This window comes from Achromobacter spanius, assembly GCF_003994415.1.
Lineage (GTDB): Bacteria > Pseudomonadota > Gammaproteobacteria > Burkholderiales > Burkholderiaceae_B > Achromobacter > Achromobacter spanius_C.
The window spans coordinates 2,430,319-2,446,241 of the sequence record NZ_CP034689.1 but is presented as its reverse complement, the minus strand read 5'-3'; the positions used below and the strand labels follow the sequence as shown (position 1 = coordinate 2,446,241).

Sequence of the window (15,923 nt, the reverse complement as noted above, 5' to 3'; positions counted from 1 at the left end):
CACGATATCGGAATCGTGGCATCATAAAAAGCACCACGTCTGCGGAATTTAATGGGGCCATGAATATGCCAGCACAGGCACCGACGCAGGCAGCGGCGCAAGTACCAACCCCGGCGCCATCGCAGATGCCATTGCACGTACCAGCCCAGGCTCCATCGCAAGCGTCAAGCCCGGCGCCAATACAAATGCCAACCCAAACACCAACCCAAATGCCAAGCCCGAACATTCCCGCCGACAGCGCCCTGCTATCCAGCCCGCTTGCGCGTGGCCCCGGCGCGCTGCCCCGCCAGCGTCAGCTTATTCAGCGCTTGAAGCAAGCCATCCTGGCCGGACAATTGCCGGCCGGCGGCAAGCTGCCATCGTCGCGCTCGCTGTCCGAAGACCTGGCCATTTCGCGCAACACGGTGCTGATCGCCTATGAGCAATTGACGGCCGAAGGCTATGTCGTTGCCGACCGCCAGGGCACGCGCGTTGCTCCCCTGTCGGCGCCGCTGTCGGCGTCCTTGTCCACGGCTCGCCTGCCTTCAGCGGCCCGCACCGCCAAGCGCGCCTTGCCCCCTGCTCCGGCCACCGCCACGCGCCTGTCGCGCATTGTGGCCACGCGCGCGCCCAGCGACAGCTCGCTGCCGCTGACGCCGGGCACGCCGGCCCTGACCCAATTTCCCCTGAACGCCTGGCGCCGTGCGCAAGAGCGCGCCCTGCACGCCGCGCCCGCCGCCACGCTGGGCTACGGCCACCCGATAGGTGAACCCGCGCTGCGCGAAGCCATCGCCCAGTATCTGCGCGTGTCGCGGGGCGTGCACTGCGACGCCTCGCGCATCATCATCACCGAAGGCGCCCAAGGCGCCTTGGCCTTGTGCGTGCAATTGCTGACCAACCCGGGCGACACGGCCTGGCTGGAAGACCCCGGCTATCGCGGCGCCAAGTCGGCCTTTCATGCTGGTGATCTGAGCGTGGTGGCCATGCGTGTGGACGCCGACGGCATCGTCATCCCCGAAGACGCCTGGCGCACGCAACCGCCGCGCCTGATCCAGACCACGCCCACGCACCAATACCCCACGGGCGCCGTGCTGTCGGTGGCGCGCAGGCTGGACTTGCTGGAACGCGCGCGGCGCGCGGGCGCATGGATCATCGAAGACGATTACGACAGCGAATTCCGCCATCAGGGCGAACCCATCGCCGCCATGCAGGGGCTGGTGTCCAACGCGCCCGTGCTGTACGTGGGCACCTTCAGCAAGACGCTGTTCCCTGCCTTGCGGCTGGGCTTTCTGGTGCTGCCCGAGGCGCTTGCGCAGACGGCGCTGCCTTCGGTCGTTGAGATGCTGCGCGGCGGCCATCGGCTGGAACAACTGACCCTGGCCGCCTTCATCGACAACGGCCAGTTTTCGCGCCACCTGGGCCGCATGCGGCGACTGTACCGCGACCGGCAATCTGCCTTGCGCGAGGCGCTGGCCGCCCATTTGCGCGTGAATCACGAGGTGCTGGGCGGGCACAGCGGGCTGCATCTGACGGTGCGCCTGCCCCCCGACATTTCGGATCACGCCATCGTGGCGCAGGCGCGGCAAGCGGGCATGAACCCCAGCGCGCTATCGTCGTTCGCCATAACGCCGCGCCCCGAAGACAACGGCCTGGTCATCGGCTACGGCAACACCAGCGCCGACCACTTCCCCACCATGATCAAACGGCTGGGGGACTTTGCGCGCCAGGCACGCCGCTAATTCACCAAGCCGCCCAGCACCAGCACCGCCAGCACCAGCCAGAACAAAAAGCCCAGGATGGAGCGGCGCAGCAAGGCCTTGATGGCGGCCCACAGGAACATCAGCCCCAGCACCAGCAAGACAAAATTGAATATCGATGGGCTCATGCCCATGGCCTTGGACAGCCCGCCATAGAAGTCGCCCAAGGCGCCGCCCAAACCACCCAGCAACCATTTGATGCCCGCCACCACCGCGCGCAGCGCTTCGCCGAGCATGACGCCCAGCGACCCGAAAAATCCGTCGTCCTGGGGCATCAGCGGCGCGTGTCCATCAGCATGCGCACGGCCAGGCCGGCCAGCACGGTTCCCATCAGCCAGCGCTGTATCACCATCCACAAGGGGCGCCCCGCCAGGAAGCCGGCGATGGAGCCCGCGGTGATGGCGATGACGGCATTGACCGACAGGCTGATCATCACTTGCGTCATCCCCAAGGCAATCGACTGCGTGAACACGCTGCCGTGGTCGGGCTGGATGAACTGCGGCAGCAGTGACACATACATCACCGCGATCTTGGGGTTGAGCAGGTTGGTGACCAGGCCCATCGTGAACAAGGTGCGCGCGCTGCTCTTGGGCAGCTCACGCACCTGGAACGGCGAACGGCCGCCCGGCCGGATGGCCTGCCAGGCCATGTACAGCAGATACAGGGCGCCGCCGATACGCAGCGCGTCATAGGCCATGGGCACTGTCAGCAGCAAGGCCGTGATGCCGAAGGCCGCGCAACAGACATAGAAGATGAACCCGACCGCCACGCCGCCCAGCGAAATCAGGCCAGCGCGCGCGCCTTGGGAGATCGAGCGCGACACCAGGTAGATCATGTTCGGGCCGGGGGTCAGCACCATGCCCAGGGAAACCAGGGCAAACGTCAAAAGATGGGTCAGGTCAGGCATGTTGAGCCGGCGCACGCCGGGTGTCGTCGAAAATCGATTCGCACACGTTATCGCAAAACTGTATCGGAACAGGAATTTTTTTGATGTTCCCAAACCCGCTTTCATCTCGTATCGCCGATGCCACACCCACGTGGACAGGGCCTGCCGTTCAGCATTCGCGCCTTTACGACCGTGCCAGGCTAGCGATACATTGAACCGAATCGTTCGACTGTACGGAGCACCTGGACATGCCGAAGCGTCATCCGTCCGGAGGGGCAGGCCCCATCATCCGAGTCGGCATCGGCGGCTGGACCTACGCCCCCTGGCGCGGCGCCTTCTACCCGGAAGGCCTGCCCCACGCGCGCGAACTGGAATACGCCAGCCAGCGGCTGACCGCCATTGAAATCAACGGTACCTACTACAGCACGCAAAAGCCGGCCACCTTCGCCAAGTGGCGCGACGAGACGCCGGACGGCTTTGTCTTTTCGCTGAAGGCATCGCGCTACGCGACCAACCGGCGCGAACTGGCGGGCGCGAAAGACTCTATCTTGCGTTTCGTGAACAGCGGCATCGCCGAGCTGGGCCCCAAGCTGGGGCCGGTGGTGTGGCAGTTTGCCCCCACCAAGACTTTCAACGCCGAGGATTTCGGCGCGTTCCTGGCGCTGCTGCCCGACAAGGTCGATGGCCTGCCGCTGCGCCACGTGCTGGACGTGCGCCACCCCAGTTTCGCCTGCGAGGAATACCTGGATTTGGCCCGCCGCCACCAAGCCGCCACGGTCTACACAGACAGCGAAGATTTTCCGTCCATCGCCGACCGCACCGCCGACTTTGTCTACGCACGTTTGATGCGCGCCAGCACCGCGTTCAGGGCGGGCTATGCGCCCAAGGTGCTGGACGCCTGGGCCGAACGCCTGCGCACCTGGGCGCGGGGGGCCGATCCGGCCGACCTGCCCCGCATCGGCCAACCGCCGCCTGGGGCGGCCCGCCCGCAGGACGTTTATGCCTTTTTCATCAACGGGGCGAAGGAACGCGCACCGGCGGCGGCGCGCGCCATGATCGAACGGCTGTAGCCTTATTGCGCGACCGGCGTGCGCAACGTCACGAACTCTTCGGCGGCCGTGGGGTGAATGCCGATGGTGTCGTCAAACACCTGCTTGGTGGCGCCCGCCTTCAGCGCCACGGCGATGCCCTGGATGATCTCGCCGGCATCCGGGCCCACCATGTGCACGCCCAACACGCGGTCCGTCTTGGCGTCCACGATCAGCTTCATCAGCGTCTTTTCCTGCGATTCCGTCAGCGTCAGCTTCATCGGCCGGAACCGGCTTTCGAAGAGCTTGACCTCGTGGCCGGCCTCGCGCGCTTCTTCGGTGGTCATGCCCACCGTGCCGATGTTCGGCAGGCTGAACACGGCGGTCGGAATCAGCTTGTAGTCAACCTTGCGGTATTCCTCGGGGCGGAACAGGCGGCGCGCCACGGCCATGCCTTCGGCCAGCGCCACCGGCGTCAGCGGCACGCGGCCGATCACGTCGCCAATGGCCAGAATGGAAGGCTCGGCCGTGCGGTATTCGTCGTCCACCTCGATAAAGCCGTCTTCACGCAGCTTGACGCCGGTGTTCTCCAGGCCCAGGTTGTCCAGCATGGGCCGGCGTCCGGTGGCGTAGAACACGCAGTCGGTCTCAATCACCGAGCCGTCCTTCAGCGTGGCCGCCAGCGAGCCGTCGGGCTGCTTGTCGATACGGGCAAGGTCAGTGAAAAAGCGCAGGTCTACGCCCTTCTTCGTGAGCTCGTCACGCAGATGCTCGCGCACGCCCTGGTCGAAGCCGCGCAGGAACAAGGGGCCGCGATAGGCCTGGACGGTTTGCGCGCCCATGCCATTGAAAATAGAGGCGAATTCCACGGCGATGTAGCCGCCGCCCACCACCAGCACGCGACGCGGCAGCGCCGGCAGGAAGAAGGCCTCGTTGGAGGTGATGGCGTGTTCCTTGCCCGGAATGTCTGGCACGCTGGGCCAGCCGCCCGTGGCCACCAGGATGTTGGCGGCGGTGTGGCGTTGGCCGTTGATCTCGACGGTATGCGGGTCGACGATGCGGGCATGGCCTTCCAGCAGCGTCACGCCGCTATTGACCAGCAAGTTGCGGTAAATGCCGTTAAGGCGCTCGATTTCGCGGTTCTTGTTGGCGATGAGCGTGGCCCAGTCGAAGGACGGCTTGCCCGTGGTCCAGCCAAAGCCGTGGGCCTGCTCGAAGTCTTCGCTGTAATGGGCGCCGTAGACCAGCAGCTTCTTGGGCACACAGCCCACGTTGACGCAGGTGCCGCCCAGGTAGCGGCTTTCCGCCACGGCCACGCGCGCGCCATAGCCCGCGGCAAAGCGCGCCGCGCGCACGCCGCCCGAGCCCGCGCCGATCACAAACAGATCAAAATCGAATGCCATATAGTTTCCTTCGCTAAAGCCCGAGGGCCCGCGTTCGCTTTCCGGGAAAACCGTATTTAACACTACCGGGGCGCGCCCTGCCCTTAAGCTCTGGCAAGATTCCCCAAAGGAAACCACACCATGAACACTTCCCCCCTGCACATCGGTATCGTCGCCTGCTCCGCCGAGGGCGCTGCGTTGTGCTATCGCACGCTGTGCGCGGAAGGCGCGCAGCGCATGGGGCCGCATGCGCACCCCGAAATCTCCCTGCATACGCATTCGCTGGCGGACTACGTGGTCTGCCTGGACCAGGGCGACCTGCCCGGCGTGGGCGCGTTGATGCTGTCGTCGGCCGGCAAGCTGGCGCGCGCGGGCGCCGACTTCCTGATCTGCCCCGACAACACCATTCACCAGGCGCTGGGCCATGTGCTGCCGGATTCCCCGCTGCCCTGGCTGCATATCGCCGAAGAGGTCGCGGCCGAGGCGCGTGCGCGCGGCTACCGGCGCATCGGCATCCTGGGCACGCGCTGGCTGGTCGACAGCAGCGTCTACCCGGACAAGCTGGGTGCACAGGGGCTGGACTACCTGCGCCCCACCGAAGCAGACCGCATCACGCTGGCCAGCATCATCATGGACGAACTGGTCTATGGCGAATTCAAGCCCGAATCGGTGGCACGGCTGCAAGGCATTGTTGAGCGCCTGCGCGATGCCGGCTGTGATGCCGTGGTGCTGGGCTGCACCGAGTTGCCGCTGGTGCTGAACGATGGCAATTGCGCCCTGCCCACGCTGGATTCCACCCGCATCCTGGCGCGCGCCGCGCTGGCCCGCGCCCTGGCGCCGCGCTGAGCGCGCCTAGATCTGGTCCAGCCCGAACTGCCGCAGGCGGTTCAGGTCCAGCACCTGGATCTGGTGGTACGCCAGCGCCAGGATTCCGGCGTCCGCCAGCGTCTGCAAAGCCTGGTTCACCCGCTGGCGCGACAAGCCCGTCAGGAAACCCAGTTCTTCCTGCGAAATGGCCAGCGTCAGGTCGGTGGACGGATACAACTGCGGGTTGAACAACTGCGCCAGGGATTGCGCCACGCGCGCATCGGCGTCCAGCAAGCGGTGGTTCTGGATGGACGCAATGAATTCGCCCATGCGGTCGTTCAACTGGCCAATGACGAAATGCGAAAACGGCAGGCTGGCGGCAAGCAGCGCGTGAAAGGTCGCGGCCGGCACCAACAACACCAGCGACGGCTGGATCGCCACCACATCGTATTTGCGCAGTTCGCGCTTGATGACGCTGCCCTCGCCAAACCAGCCGCCACGCGGCACGCCGGAAAACGTGCAACTGCGCCCCGATTCGTTATAGATGGCCAGCTTCAGCAGCCCCGTATGCACGCCCAGCCAGTAGTCCGATGGCGCGTTGCGCCGCGCAATCCAGGCCCCGTTTGCCACGTGCTCCGCCCGCGACGTGGCCAGCACCAGATCCTGATGCCGGGCCTCCAGCGCGCCGAACCAGGCACAGGCCCGGAACAGGCTGGCCAGCTCGGCATCGGAAACAATGTTTGAAACGTCGGACATGGGCGGAACCGTGTAAAACTGGCAGTTTGCGGGGTCGGCCGGCGGTATGTCATGCAGGCGACAGACAGTATTTTCGGGCCGCCCCTAAGCTCACGCAAGCGACGGGAATCAAGCTTTCCGCAATCAGCACACCTCGAACAAGACAGGGGCCGCACGACGCGCCCCATTCGGAGACAAAGCATGAGCAGCATGTTCGACCATGGTTTGGCGCGCCGCGACGCCAACTACACCCCCTTGACGCCCGTGGACTTCATTGCCCGCGCGGCGGAAGTCTATGGCCACCGGCTGGCCGTGGTGCACGGCCAGGTACGGCGCACCTGGGGCCAGACCTACGAACGCGCGCAGCGGCTGGCCAATGCATTGGAACGGGCCGGCATCAAGCGCGGCGACACCGTCGCCGTCATGCTGCCCAACATTCCCGCCATGGTCGAAGCCCACTTCGGCGTGCCGATGCTGGGCGCAGTGCTCAACACGCTGAACACCCGGCTGGATGCGCCCAGCGTGCTGTTCATGCTGGGCCACGGCGAAGCCCGCGCGCTGATCATCGACACCGAATACGCCGACATCGCCCAACGCGCCCGCGCCGAATTCCCCCACCTGACGGTTATCTCGGTCCATGACCTGGATGGCGCGCCCGCCACCCTGCCCGGCGCCATCGACTACGAGGCCTTTCTGGCCGACGCTCCCGCCCGCTACGACTGGCAGCCGCCCGCCGACGAATGGGACGCCATTGCACTGAACTACACGTCAGGCACCACCGGCGACCCCAAAGGCGTGGTCTACCACTATCGCGGCGCCTATATGAACGCCATCAGCAACATACTTGAATGGGACATGCCCAAGCACGCGGTCTATCTGTGGACGCTGCCCATGTTCCATTGCAACGGCTGGTGCTTTCCCTGGACCGTCGCCGCGCGCGCGGGCGTGAACGTCTGCCTGCGCAAGTTCGACCCCAAGACGGTATTCGACCTGATCCGCGCCGAAGGCGTCACCCACTACTGCGGCGCGCCCATCGTGCAAAGCGCGCTGGCGAATGCGCCGGCCGAACTGCGCGCGGGCATCACGCACACCGTGCGCACCATGGTGGCGGGCGCCGCGCCGGCACCCGCCGTCATCGCCAAGATGCGCGAGATCGGCTTTGAACTGACCCACGTATATGGCCTGACCGAGGTCTACGGGCCGGCCGCCGTCTGCGCCCGCCAGGAAGCCTGGGACGCGCTGGACGACGAACGCCGCGCCATGCTGACCGCGCGCCAGGGCGTGCGCTACCACTTGCAGGCGGGCGTGTCCGTGCGCAACCCCGACACCATGCAGGAAGTGCCCGCCGACGAGCAGACCGTGGGCGAGATCATGTTCCGCGGCAACATCTGCATGAAGGGCTATCTGAAGAACGAACGCGCCACCGACGAGGCCTTCGCGGGCGGCTGGTTCCACACCGGCGACCTGGGCGTGATGACGCCGGACGGGTATGTGCGCATCAAGGACCGCAGCAAGGACATCATCATCTCGGGCGGCGAAAACATCTCCAGCATCGAAGTCGAAGACGCGCTCTATCGCCACCCCGCCGTGGCGGCCGTGGCCGTGGTGGCCATGCCCGACCCGAAGTGGGGCGAAACGCCGTGCGCCTTTGTCGAACTGAAGGCCGGCAGCACCGCCACCGCCGAAGAGATCATTGCGCATTGCAAGCTGCTGCTGGCGGGCTTCAAGGTGCCGCGCGCGGTGCGCTTCGGTGAACTGCCCAAGACGTCCACCGGCAAGATCCAGAAGTTTGAACTGCGCGCCGCCATCGGCGCGACCCAGGCCATTGACCTGGCCGGCCCGTCGGCAGGCACGTCGCCCGACACTTCCGCCGACGCCGCCCCCACCCAAGACACCCCCAACAAAGCCGCCTGAACGCCGGCGCCCCAGCCACCTTCATCCAGGAGTTTTTCGGCCATGACGTACCAAGCCCCCGTGAAAGACATGCTGTTTGTGTTGAACCATCTGGCCGGCCTGCCGCAAGTTGCCGCCCTGCCCGGTTTCGAGGAGGCCACGCCCGACACCGCCCAAGCCGTGCTGGAAGAATCCGCCCACTTCGCCGCCGAGGTGCTGGCCCCGCTGAACCACCCGGCCGACCGTGAACCCAGCGCCTGGCGCGACGGCGCCGTCACCACCTCGCCCGGCTTCAAGCAGGCCTTTCGGCAATACACCGAAGCCGGCTGGCAAGGCATGTCGCATCCGCAGGAATACGGTGGCCAGGGCTTGCCCGGGCTGATCGGCTCGCCCTGCTCTGAAATGCTGAACGCCGCCAACCTGTCTTTCGCGCTGTGCCCCTTGCTGACCAACGGCGCCATCGAGGCGTTGTTGACGGCCGGTTCGCCGGAACTGAAAACGCGCTTCATCGGCCCGATGATTTCCGGGCAATGGACCGGCACCATGAACCTGACCGAGCCGCAAGCCGGGTCAGACCTGGCCATGATCCGCACGCGCGCGCAACCGGTGGGCGACGGCACGTATCGCCTGTCCGGCACCAAGATCTTCATCACCTACGGCGACCACGACCTGACCGAGAACATCCTGCATCTGGTGCTGGCGCGCTTGCCCGATGCGCCCGAGGGCGTGAAGGGCATTTCCCTGTTCCTGGTGCCCAAGTTCCTGGTCAACGAAGACGGCTCGCTGGGCGCGCGCAACGACGTCACCTGCGTGTCCATCGAACACAAGCTGGGCATCAAGGCCAGTCCTACCGCCACGCTGCAATTTGGCGACGCGGGCGGCGCGCTGGGCTATCTGGTCGGCCAGGAAAACCGTGGGCTGGACGCCATGTTCATCATGATGAACGCCGCGCGCTACGCGGTGGGCGTGCAAGGCATCGCCATTGCCGACCGCGCCTACCAGCACGCGTTGGCCTATGCCGCCGACCGCGTGCAAAGCCGTCCGGTGGACGGGTCGGCGCGCGTGGCAGTGACCATCATCCATCACCCTGACGTGCGCCGCATGCTGGGCACCATGCGCGCCCTGACCGAGGCCGGCCGCGCGCTGGCTTACGTCACCGCCGGACACGCCGACCTGGCCCACGCCAGCCCCGACGCCGACGAACGCAAGCGCCATCTGGCCATCCAGGAATTCCTGGTGCCCATCGTCAAGGGCTGGTGCACGGAAATGTCCATCGACGTTGCCAGCCTGGGCGTGCAGGTGCATGGCGGCATGGGCTTCATTGAAGAAACCGGCGCGGCGCAGTACTACCGCGATGCCCGCATCCTGACCATCTACGAAGGCACCACCGCCATCCAGGCCAATGACCTGGTCGGCCGCAAGACCCTGCGCGACGGCGGCGCGGTGGCGCAAGGCCTGCTGGAAGCCATCCGCCAGACAGAAACGGAACTGGAATCGCGCAGCGAACCCGCCGCAGGCCTGGTGCTGAAGCCGCTACGCCAGGCCCGTCTGGCGCTGGCCAACGTGGTGGACTTCGTACTGGCCAATGCCGCCAGCGCGCCGAACGCCGTGTTCGGTTCGGCCGTGCCTTATCTGCTGTTGGCGGGCACCACCTTGGCGGGTTGGCAGATGGCGCGCGCGCTCTTGGCCGGCCTAGAACACCAGGCTGAAGACCCTGAATTCCATCAGGCCAAGATCGCCACAGTGCAGACCTATGCCCTGCACAAGCTGACCCAGGCCCCTGGCCTGGCCGCCGTGGTGCTGGGGTCCAAGGACTACGCGGTGCAGCCCTGACCGGATGGTGGCGGCGCCGCCTTGGCGGGCAGCGTCGCCACCCAGAACAACAGCGCCGTCACGCTGATGGCGGCGCCCAGCGCGCAAACGCCCAGCCAGCCCGCGTGGGCATACACCGCCGTTGACGCAATCGCTCCCAGTCCACTGCCCACGGCGTAGAACATCATGTAGCCGCCCACCAACCGGCTATGCGCCTGCGTGCTGATGCTGAAGATCATCGTCTGATTGGTCACATGCAAGGCTTGCAGCGCCACGTCCAGCACCAGCACGCCCAGCGCCAAGGCCCACAGGCTGTGGTCCAGCAGCGCGATGGGCGCCCACGCCAGGCACAGCAGCAACAGGCCCGCGCCGGTGGTGCGCTGGCCCAGACCCCGGTCAGCCCAACGGCCCGCGCGCGCCGCCATCAGCACGCCCAATACGCCCACCAGGCCAAACGCGCCCACCGCCGTGTGCGACAAGGAATGCGGCGGCGCGCTCAGCGGCAACACCAGCGCCGTCCAAAACGCGCTGATGGCGGCGAACATCAATAAGGCGATCATGCCGCGCACACGCAGCACGGGTTCCGTGGCCAGCAGCGTCGCCATCGAACGCAGCAGGGCAACGTAAGACAGATTTGCCGTGGGCAGCCGGCGTTGAGGCAAACGACGCATGAGCACCAGCGCCAGCACGGCAGCCAATACGGCCGACACCCCGTACACCGCCCGCCAGCCCCAGGCAGCGGACACCACGCCCGCCACCGTGCGCGCCAGCAGCAGGCCGATCACCACCCCACCCTGCGCCGCGCCCACCACCCGGCCGCGTTCGTCGGGCGCGGCCAGGGCGGCGGACAGGGCCAGCAAACCCTGCGTCATCGCCGTGCCCAGCAGGCCCAGGGCCACCATGCCCGCCAGCAGCCAGGGCGTGTTGGCGGACAGCGCCACCGCCACCAGGGCCAGCATCAAGAGGCCCAACTGGCCCAGCATCAAGTGGCGCCGGTCCAGCAGATCGCCCAGCGGCACCACCAACAGCAGCGCCACCGCGCAGCCCAATTGGGTGGCCGTGACCACCACGCCCACCGCCCCCTGATCCAGCGCGAACTCGCGGCCGATGGCGTCCAGCAAGGGTTGCGCGTAATACACGTTGGCCACGCTCAAGGCGCAAGCCACGGCCAGCAACATGACCAGCGAGGTCGGCATGGCGCTGGGTACGGAATCCGCTGAGCCGGCAGAGGTGGCATGGGTGTGGGATGGATCTGGCATGTCATTTACATGGTTTTATTACAAAACCAGAATGCTAGATCTTTAGGTTTTATAATGCAACCGTTCAGTTTGTGCCGTTTCCACCATCCCTTTGCCTTTACTTCCTTCCAAGGACCCACCATGGTCAAACGCACCAGCCTTGAAGGCGCCGCCTGTCCGGTGGCGCGCTCGTTAGACGCCATCGGCGACTGGTGGTCGCTGCTGATCGTGCGGGATGCGTTTGACGACATCCGGCGGTTTGGCGAATTCCAGAAAAGCCTGGGCGTGGCGAAGAACATTCTTAGCGACCGGCTGCGCACGCTGGTCGCCCACGGCATTCTTGCCGTGGCCCCCGCCTCGGACGGCAGCGCCTACCAGGAATACGTGCTGACGGACAAAGGCCGCGCCTTGTTTCCCGTGATCGTCGGCTTGCGCCAATGGGGCGAAGATCATTATTACGGCCCCGCCGAAGCCCATTCGACGCTGATCGACCGCAAGCGCGGTCAGGCCGTGCGGCGCCTGGAAATCCGCGCGCAGGACGGCCGCCTGCTGGAGCCCGACGACACGGTCGTGCAGAAGACGACGCCGCCCGCCACTTAGGCTGGCCACTGCCCCGTGGCCAGCGCCGTCGGGGCGTAGTCGTTGAACCGCCAGCGCAGCGCCAAGGCGCCGGGGCGGCGCACCACGCGGCGCACGTGCACGCGCCACAGCCGTTCCGCGCCCGCGAAGGTCTGAATTTCGGGGCTGTCCAACACCACTTCCGCGCGGCCCGATACCTGCAACACGTCGCCCTGTTCAAAGTCGATGAACAGCAGCCCGGCGCGCGGGTTCGCCGTCAAATTGCCCAGGGTGTTGAAAAAGCGGTTGCCGGAAAAGTCGGGAACGGTCAGCACATTGCCGTCCACCCGCACGAAGCCGGGCTTGCCGCCCCGGTGCGAGACATCCACCGCCCGGCCGCGACGCGGGGTGTTGGCCATGTCCAGGGGCACATCGGGATTCACATCGGGGTTCACATCGGGGTTCACCTCGGCATCCACATACGAGGCCACGAAAAACGTGTCCGACGCGCGAATCAGCGTGCGCGCTGCCTCGTCCAGCTGGCTTGCCTCGGCTTGCGCCGTGGCAAGGCGCAACGAGGGCGGACGCGAAAAGCTGAAGTCGCGGGCCTGGATGTATTGCGGACAGTTGCCGAACGACTGCGTGACTGCCACATCAAAGCGCTGGCCATCCCAGGCGGCAATGCGGCCGTTCATGCGGTTGCGGCGGCGCGTGTGCAATTCAATCCCCAAGAGGCCCACCGGCTGGCCCAGACCCAGCCCCGCGCGCAGCGGGTCGTCGGCATCGGGCGCGGCGGCCACGCTTAGCGTGTACGGGTCGGGGGATACGGCAAAGCCCGGTTCGCCTTCCAGCACGCTGGCCCAGGGGTCGCCCTGCGGGTCCACCGACCCCATCACCAGGAAGGGCTGTTGCGCGAAGAACGCGCGGTGCTGGTCCGGCATGTAGTCGCGGATGACTTTGGGGCCAATCTGCGCCATGCGTTCGGCCACGCCGACACGCGTTTGCAGCAGGCGTTCGCCCGCATGCCAGGGAGACCCGTTGTGCGAAATAGCGTCAGCGTTCGTCATGATGCGGTCCTTGCCGTTGGGGATACTGCCGAAAGCGTTGATACCAATACGCCGATAGAGGCTTCAAGCCGCCTGCAGGCCCGCGGCGGTACGCGCCATGGGCACGAAGCCGGGCAGGTTCTCGATGCGGTCCAACCACGCGCGCACATGCGGGTAATCCGCCAGCGACACATTGCCTTCGGGTGCATGCGACACGTAGGCATAACAAGCCACATCGGCGATCGTCGGCGTGGATCCCGTCAGGAAATCGCGGCCGCTCAGTTCGCCGTTCATGACCTTCAACAAGGCATGCGCGCGCGCCAAGGTGGTGTCCGCGTCGTGGGCGGCGCCAAACACCGTGATCAGGCGCGCAGTGGCCGGGCCGTAGGCCAAGGGCCCCGCCGCCACCGACAGCCAACGTTGCACGGCGGCCGCGCCCACGGGGTCGCTGGGCAACCAGGCCTGGCCGCCGTAGCGCGTGGCCAGATAAACCAGAATGGCATTCGAGTCGGCCACCACCGTGCCGTTGTCATCAATCACCGGCACCTGGCCGAACGCATTCAGCGCCAGGAAGTCCGGACGCTTGTGTTCGCCGCCGCGCAGGTCCACGTCAACACGCTGGTGCGGCACGTTCAGCAGCGACAACATCAAGGCAACGCGGTGCGCGTGACCAGACAGGGGAAAGCTATAGAAGACCAAGGGGGCAGCGGACATGGAGATTTCCAGGGTGGGTGAACGAGGACTCCATGTTGGCCCTACCCGCCCGCCGCGTGAACGGCCAGCCGCAACAAGACACTATTGCGGAAACTGAAAGGAAGGCCAGGAAAGCGCAGCGCCGCCCGTGCGCGGCGGCTCAAACCGGCTGCGCCGCCAGATCGCGGCGCAAGGCCTCTACGCAGAATTCAACAAAGCTGCGCACCTTCGCCGAACTGCGGCGGCCTTCCGGGTACACCACGTGCACCGGCATCGGCGGCAGTTCGAAGTCGCGCAGCACCACCTGCAAGGCGCCGCTTTTCAGGTGGCGGGCCACCTGGTACGACACCACCTGCGTCAGCCCCCACCCTTCGCACGCGGCCAGCACGGCGGCCTGGAACGACGTGACCGTCAGTTGCGATGACACGTTCATCCGCCGTGGCTCGCCGTCCTGCATGAAGCGCCACTGCGCGCCGCGCCCTTCCATGGCCGCGGTGATCGTGCAAAAACGCGCCAGCGCATCAGGATGCTCGGGCGCGCCGTGTTCCTGCAAAAACGCGGGCGCGGCGCACACCACGCGGCGCACGTGCCCAACAGGCACCGCCGTCAGCGTGGAATCCGGCAAGGCGCCGATGCGTACCGCAACGTCCACGCCCTCGTCCAGCAGGTTCACGACGCGGTCCACCAACAGCGTGCGCACCGAGACTTCACGGTGGGTGCGCAGATACCCCAGCACCACCGGCATTACATGCAGTTCGCCAAAAAGAGCCGGCGCAGTGACATGCAGCGCGCCGCGCGGCACCCCCATCACGCCGGCGGCGGCGTCATCGGCCTGTTCAACGTCTTCAAGAATGCGCCGGCAATCGGCGGCGTAGCGCTGGCCGGCTTCGGTCAGGCGCAGGCTGCGCGTGGTGCGCACCAGCAGCAAGGCACCCAGCCGCCGCTCCAGCGCGGCGACGCTGCGAGTCACGGTGGGCGCGGACATATCCAGGCGCCGCGCGGCGGCGGCAAAGCTCTGCGCCTCGGCCACGGCCAGGAACACCGACATTTCTTGGAAGCGATTCATGGCTGGACCTTGGCGCTCGGGGCGTTGAACGAAGAGGATGAGGGAGACGAGGCCGCCCATGCCCTTGCGCTGTCCTGGATGCATTGCCGCACGATATCGCCCAAGGCGGCGGTGACGGCGTCGGGCTGCGCCTGGGCACGATACAGCGACAACGCAATCGACGGCAAAATCGGCAGGCCCTGTTCGCCCGGCGCCAGGGCCCGCACGCTGGCGGGCAGGCCCAAGGGCGTGCGCACGGTCAGGCCCAAACCCGCCGACACCGCCGCCCACAACCCCGCCAGGCTGGGGCTGGTGAACGCGGGCAGCCAAGGCAGGCCGGCGCGCTCCAGCGCGTCCGTGGCGCAAGTGCGGAACAGGCAAGGCGCCTCGAACGCCACCAGCGGCAGGTCACCATTACCATTGCCATTGCTGTCGCCATGGCTGCTGGCCGCGTACGTGGGCTGCGCGGGGCCGATCCAGCGCATGGGCAGATCCAGCAAACGCTGTGCATGCGGCACACGCGCGTCGTGGTCCCAGGCCAGGACCAGGTCCAACTGCCCCACCGCCAGCCGTTCCAGCAGCTCGGCATTGCGCGCGACCCGCGCTTCGACCCGCACCTTGGGATGCGCCCTGGCGAATTGGCCCAGCACCTGCGGCAATACCATTTCGCCGAAATCTTCCTGCATGCCCAGCCGCACGCGGCCGGCCAGCTCGCCGCCCTGCACCGCGCGCGCGGCCTGGTCGTTCAATTCCAACAGGCGGCGGCCATAGGCCAGCATGGTTTCCCCGGCCTCGGTCAGCGCCAGCCCGCGCCCGGCTTTGCGCAGCAGCGGCACGCCGGCCTGTTCCTCAAGCTTTTTCATCTGCGCGCTGATGGCGGAAGTCGAACGGCCCAGGCGGTCGGCCGCACGGCCGAAGCTGCCCAGCTCCACCCCCGCGACAAAGCTGCGCAGCACATCCAGGTCAAAGGTCACCGGCCGCATGGAATAGTCCCATTTTTCAAAACAATTGACTCAATATTTCCTGATTTTCAAAACGATAGCAGATGCGCAAACTAGCTGGGT

At 66.5% G+C, this 15,923-nt stretch carries 15 protein-coding genes; 6 read left to right on the top strand and 9 right to left on the bottom strand.

The window, feature by feature from the left end; all coding sequences use genetic code 11:
* Positions 1–209: 209 nt before the first annotated feature.
* On the top strand, positions 210–1,718 hold the full coding sequence (locus tag ELS24_RS11390) for a PLP-dependent aminotransferase family protein (RefSeq protein ID WP_127184167.1): 1,509 nt from the start codon (positions 210–212) through the stop codon (positions 1,716–1,718).
* Here ELS24_RS11390 and ELS24_RS11385 read toward each other — a convergent pair.
* Both ELS24_RS11385 and ELS24_RS11380 read right to left on the bottom strand, forming a co-directional pair.
* Positions 1,715–2,011 (bottom strand): hypothetical protein, encoded by a 297-nt coding sequence (locus ELS24_RS11385; protein WP_100855228.1) that lies wholly within the window; start codon positions 2,009–2,011, stop codon positions 1,715–1,717. The two genes, ELS24_RS11390 and ELS24_RS11385, sit on opposite strands and share 4 nt — an antisense overlap.
* On the bottom strand, positions 2,011–2,643 hold the full coding sequence (locus tag ELS24_RS11380; protein WP_050448019.1) for a LysE family translocator: 633 nt from the start codon (positions 2,641–2,643) through the stop codon (positions 2,011–2,013). The genes ELS24_RS11385 and ELS24_RS11380 overlap by 1 nt, the downstream gene beginning before the upstream one ends.
* Positions 2,644–2,870: 227 nt before the next feature.
* Between ELS24_RS11380 and ELS24_RS11375 the strand changes: the two genes are divergently transcribed.
* The gene (locus tag ELS24_RS11375; RefSeq protein WP_127184166.1) at positions 2,871–3,692 is read left to right on the top strand and encodes a DUF72 domain-containing protein; all 822 of its coding nucleotides are present in this window, start codon (positions 2,871–2,873) and stop codon (positions 3,690–3,692) included.
* Positions 3,693–3,694: 2 nt separating this feature from the next.
* Here ELS24_RS11375 and gorA read toward each other — a convergent pair whose 3' ends face one another.
* Complete coding sequence (gorA, locus tag ELS24_RS11370) at positions 3,695–5,053, bottom strand: glutathione-disulfide reductase (protein WP_127184165.1); 1,359 nt, start codon at positions 5,051–5,053, stop codon at positions 3,695–3,697.
* Between the two features lie 120 nt (positions 5,054–5,173).
* On the opposite strand from gorA, the gene ELS24_RS11365 reads away from it, so the two are divergent.
* Positions 5,174–5,878: an aspartate/glutamate racemase family protein gene (locus ELS24_RS11365; RefSeq protein ID WP_127184164.1), complete on the top strand. Its 705-nt coding sequence runs from the start codon at positions 5,174–5,176 to the stop codon at positions 5,876–5,878.
* A 6-nt stretch (positions 5,879–5,884) separates the two neighbouring features.
* Here the strand turns inward: ELS24_RS11365 and ELS24_RS11360 are convergent, their stop codons facing one another.
* Positions 5,885–6,595 (bottom strand): Crp/Fnr family transcriptional regulator, encoded by a 711-nt coding sequence (locus tag ELS24_RS11360; protein ID WP_050448023.1) that lies wholly within the window; start codon positions 6,593–6,595, stop codon positions 5,885–5,887.
* A gap of 180 nt (positions 6,596–6,775) precedes the next feature.
* Here ELS24_RS11360 and ELS24_RS11355 point away from each other — a divergent pair, with 180 nt between their 5' ends.
* On the top strand, positions 6,776–8,488 hold the full coding sequence (locus tag ELS24_RS11355; protein WP_127184163.1) for an acyl-CoA synthetase: 1,713 nt from the start codon (positions 6,776–6,778) through the stop codon (positions 8,486–8,488).
* A gap of 42 nt (positions 8,489–8,530) precedes the next feature.
* A complete protein-coding gene (locus ELS24_RS11350) occupies positions 8,531–10,300 on the top strand; it encodes an acyl-CoA dehydrogenase (protein ID WP_127184162.1) in 1,770 nt (589 codons plus the stop codon).
* On the opposite strand, the gene ELS24_RS11345 is transcribed toward ELS24_RS11350, so the two are convergent.
* Positions 10,282–11,475 carry an MFS transporter gene (locus tag ELS24_RS11345; protein WP_127186303.1) on the bottom strand — a complete coding sequence of 398 codons (1,194 nt, stop codon included), beginning with the start codon at positions 11,473–11,475 and terminating at the stop codon, positions 10,282–10,284. The genes ELS24_RS11350 and ELS24_RS11345 overlap by 19 nt on opposite strands.
* A 183-nt stretch (positions 11,476–11,658) precedes the next feature.
* Here ELS24_RS11345 and ELS24_RS11340 point away from each other — a divergent pair, with 183 nt between their 5' ends.
* Complete coding sequence (locus ELS24_RS11340) at positions 11,659–12,117, top strand: winged helix-turn-helix transcriptional regulator (RefSeq protein WP_127184161.1); 459 nt, start codon at positions 11,659–11,661, stop codon at positions 12,115–12,117.
* Here the strand turns inward: ELS24_RS11340 and ELS24_RS11335 are convergent.
* From ELS24_RS11335 to ELS24_RS11320, 4 genes are all read right to left on the bottom strand, one after another.
* Positions 12,114–13,142 carry a pyridoxamine 5'-phosphate oxidase family protein gene (locus ELS24_RS11335; RefSeq protein ID WP_127184160.1) on the bottom strand — a complete coding sequence of 343 codons (1,029 nt, stop codon included), beginning with the start codon at positions 13,140–13,142 and terminating at the stop codon, positions 12,114–12,116. The genes ELS24_RS11340 and ELS24_RS11335 overlap by 4 nt on opposite strands.
* 63 nt (positions 13,143–13,205) lie before the next feature.
* The gene (locus tag ELS24_RS11330) at positions 13,206–13,835 is read right to left on the bottom strand and encodes a glutathione S-transferase family protein (RefSeq protein ID WP_127184159.1); all 630 of its coding nucleotides are present in this window, start codon (positions 13,833–13,835) and stop codon (positions 13,206–13,208) included.
* Between the two features lie 139 nt (positions 13,836–13,974).
* Positions 13,975–14,880 carry a LysR family transcriptional regulator gene (locus ELS24_RS11325; RefSeq protein ID WP_127184158.1) on the bottom strand — a complete coding sequence of 302 codons (906 nt, stop codon included), beginning with the start codon at positions 14,878–14,880 and terminating at the stop codon, positions 13,975–13,977.
* Positions 14,877–15,842 carry a LysR substrate-binding domain-containing protein gene (locus tag ELS24_RS11320; protein ID WP_127184157.1) on the bottom strand — a complete coding sequence of 322 codons (966 nt, stop codon included), beginning with the start codon at positions 15,840–15,842 and terminating at the stop codon, positions 14,877–14,879. Before ELS24_RS11320 ends, ELS24_RS11325 begins: the two co-directional genes overlap by 4 nt.
* Between the last annotated feature and the right edge of the window lie 81 nt (positions 15,843–15,923).

Coding starts and splice junctions, on each gene's coding strand:
- ELS24_RS11375 (WP_127184166.1), top strand. CDS start 2,871: ATGCCGAAGCGTCATCCGTCCGGAGGGGCAGGCCCCATCATCCGAGTC.
- ELS24_RS11335 (WP_127184160.1), bottom strand. CDS start 13,142: ATGACGAACGCTGACGCTATTTCGCACAACGGGTCTCCCTGGCATGCG.
- ELS24_RS11325 (WP_127184158.1), bottom strand. CDS start 14,880: ATGAATCGCTTCCAAGAAATGTCGGTGTTCCTGGCCGTGGCCGAGGCG.
- ELS24_RS11380 (WP_050448019.1), bottom strand. CDS start 2,643: ATGCCTGACCTGACCCATCTTTTGACGTTTGCCCTGGTTTCCCTGGGC.
- ELS24_RS11385 (WP_100855228.1), bottom strand. CDS start 2,011: ATGCCCCAGGACGACGGATTTTTCGGGTCGCTGGGCGTCATGCTCGGC.
- ELS24_RS11330 (WP_127184159.1), bottom strand. CDS start 13,835: ATGTCCGCTGCCCCCTTGGTCTTCTATAGCTTTCCCCTGTCTGGTCAC.
- ELS24_RS11350 (WP_127184162.1), top strand. CDS start 8,531: ATGACGTACCAAGCCCCCGTGAAAGACATGCTGTTTGTGTTGAACCAT.
- gorA (WP_127184165.1), bottom strand. CDS start 5,053: ATGGCATTCGATTTTGATCTGTTTGTGATCGGCGCGGGCTCGGGCGGC.
- ELS24_RS11320 (WP_127184157.1), bottom strand. CDS start 15,842: ATGCGGCCGGTGACCTTTGACCTGGATGTGCTGCGCAGCTTTGTCGCG.
- ELS24_RS11355 (WP_127184163.1), top strand. CDS start 6,776: ATGAGCAGCATGTTCGACCATGGTTTGGCGCGCCGCGACGCCAACTAC.
- ELS24_RS11360 (WP_050448023.1), bottom strand. CDS start 6,595: ATGTCCGACGTTTCAAACATTGTTTCCGATGCCGAGCTGGCCAGCCTG.
- ELS24_RS11340 (WP_127184161.1), top strand. CDS start 11,659: ATGGTCAAACGCACCAGCCTTGAAGGCGCCGCCTGTCCGGTGGCGCGC.
- ELS24_RS11390 (WP_127184167.1), top strand. CDS start 210: ATGCCAAGCCCGAACATTCCCGCCGACAGCGCCCTGCTATCCAGCCCG.
- ELS24_RS11365 (WP_127184164.1), top strand. CDS start 5,174: ATGAACACTTCCCCCCTGCACATCGGTATCGTCGCCTGCTCCGCCGAG.
- ELS24_RS11345 (WP_127186303.1), bottom strand. CDS start 11,475: ATGCCGACCTCGCTGGTCATGTTGCTGGCCGTGGCTTGCGCCTTGAGC.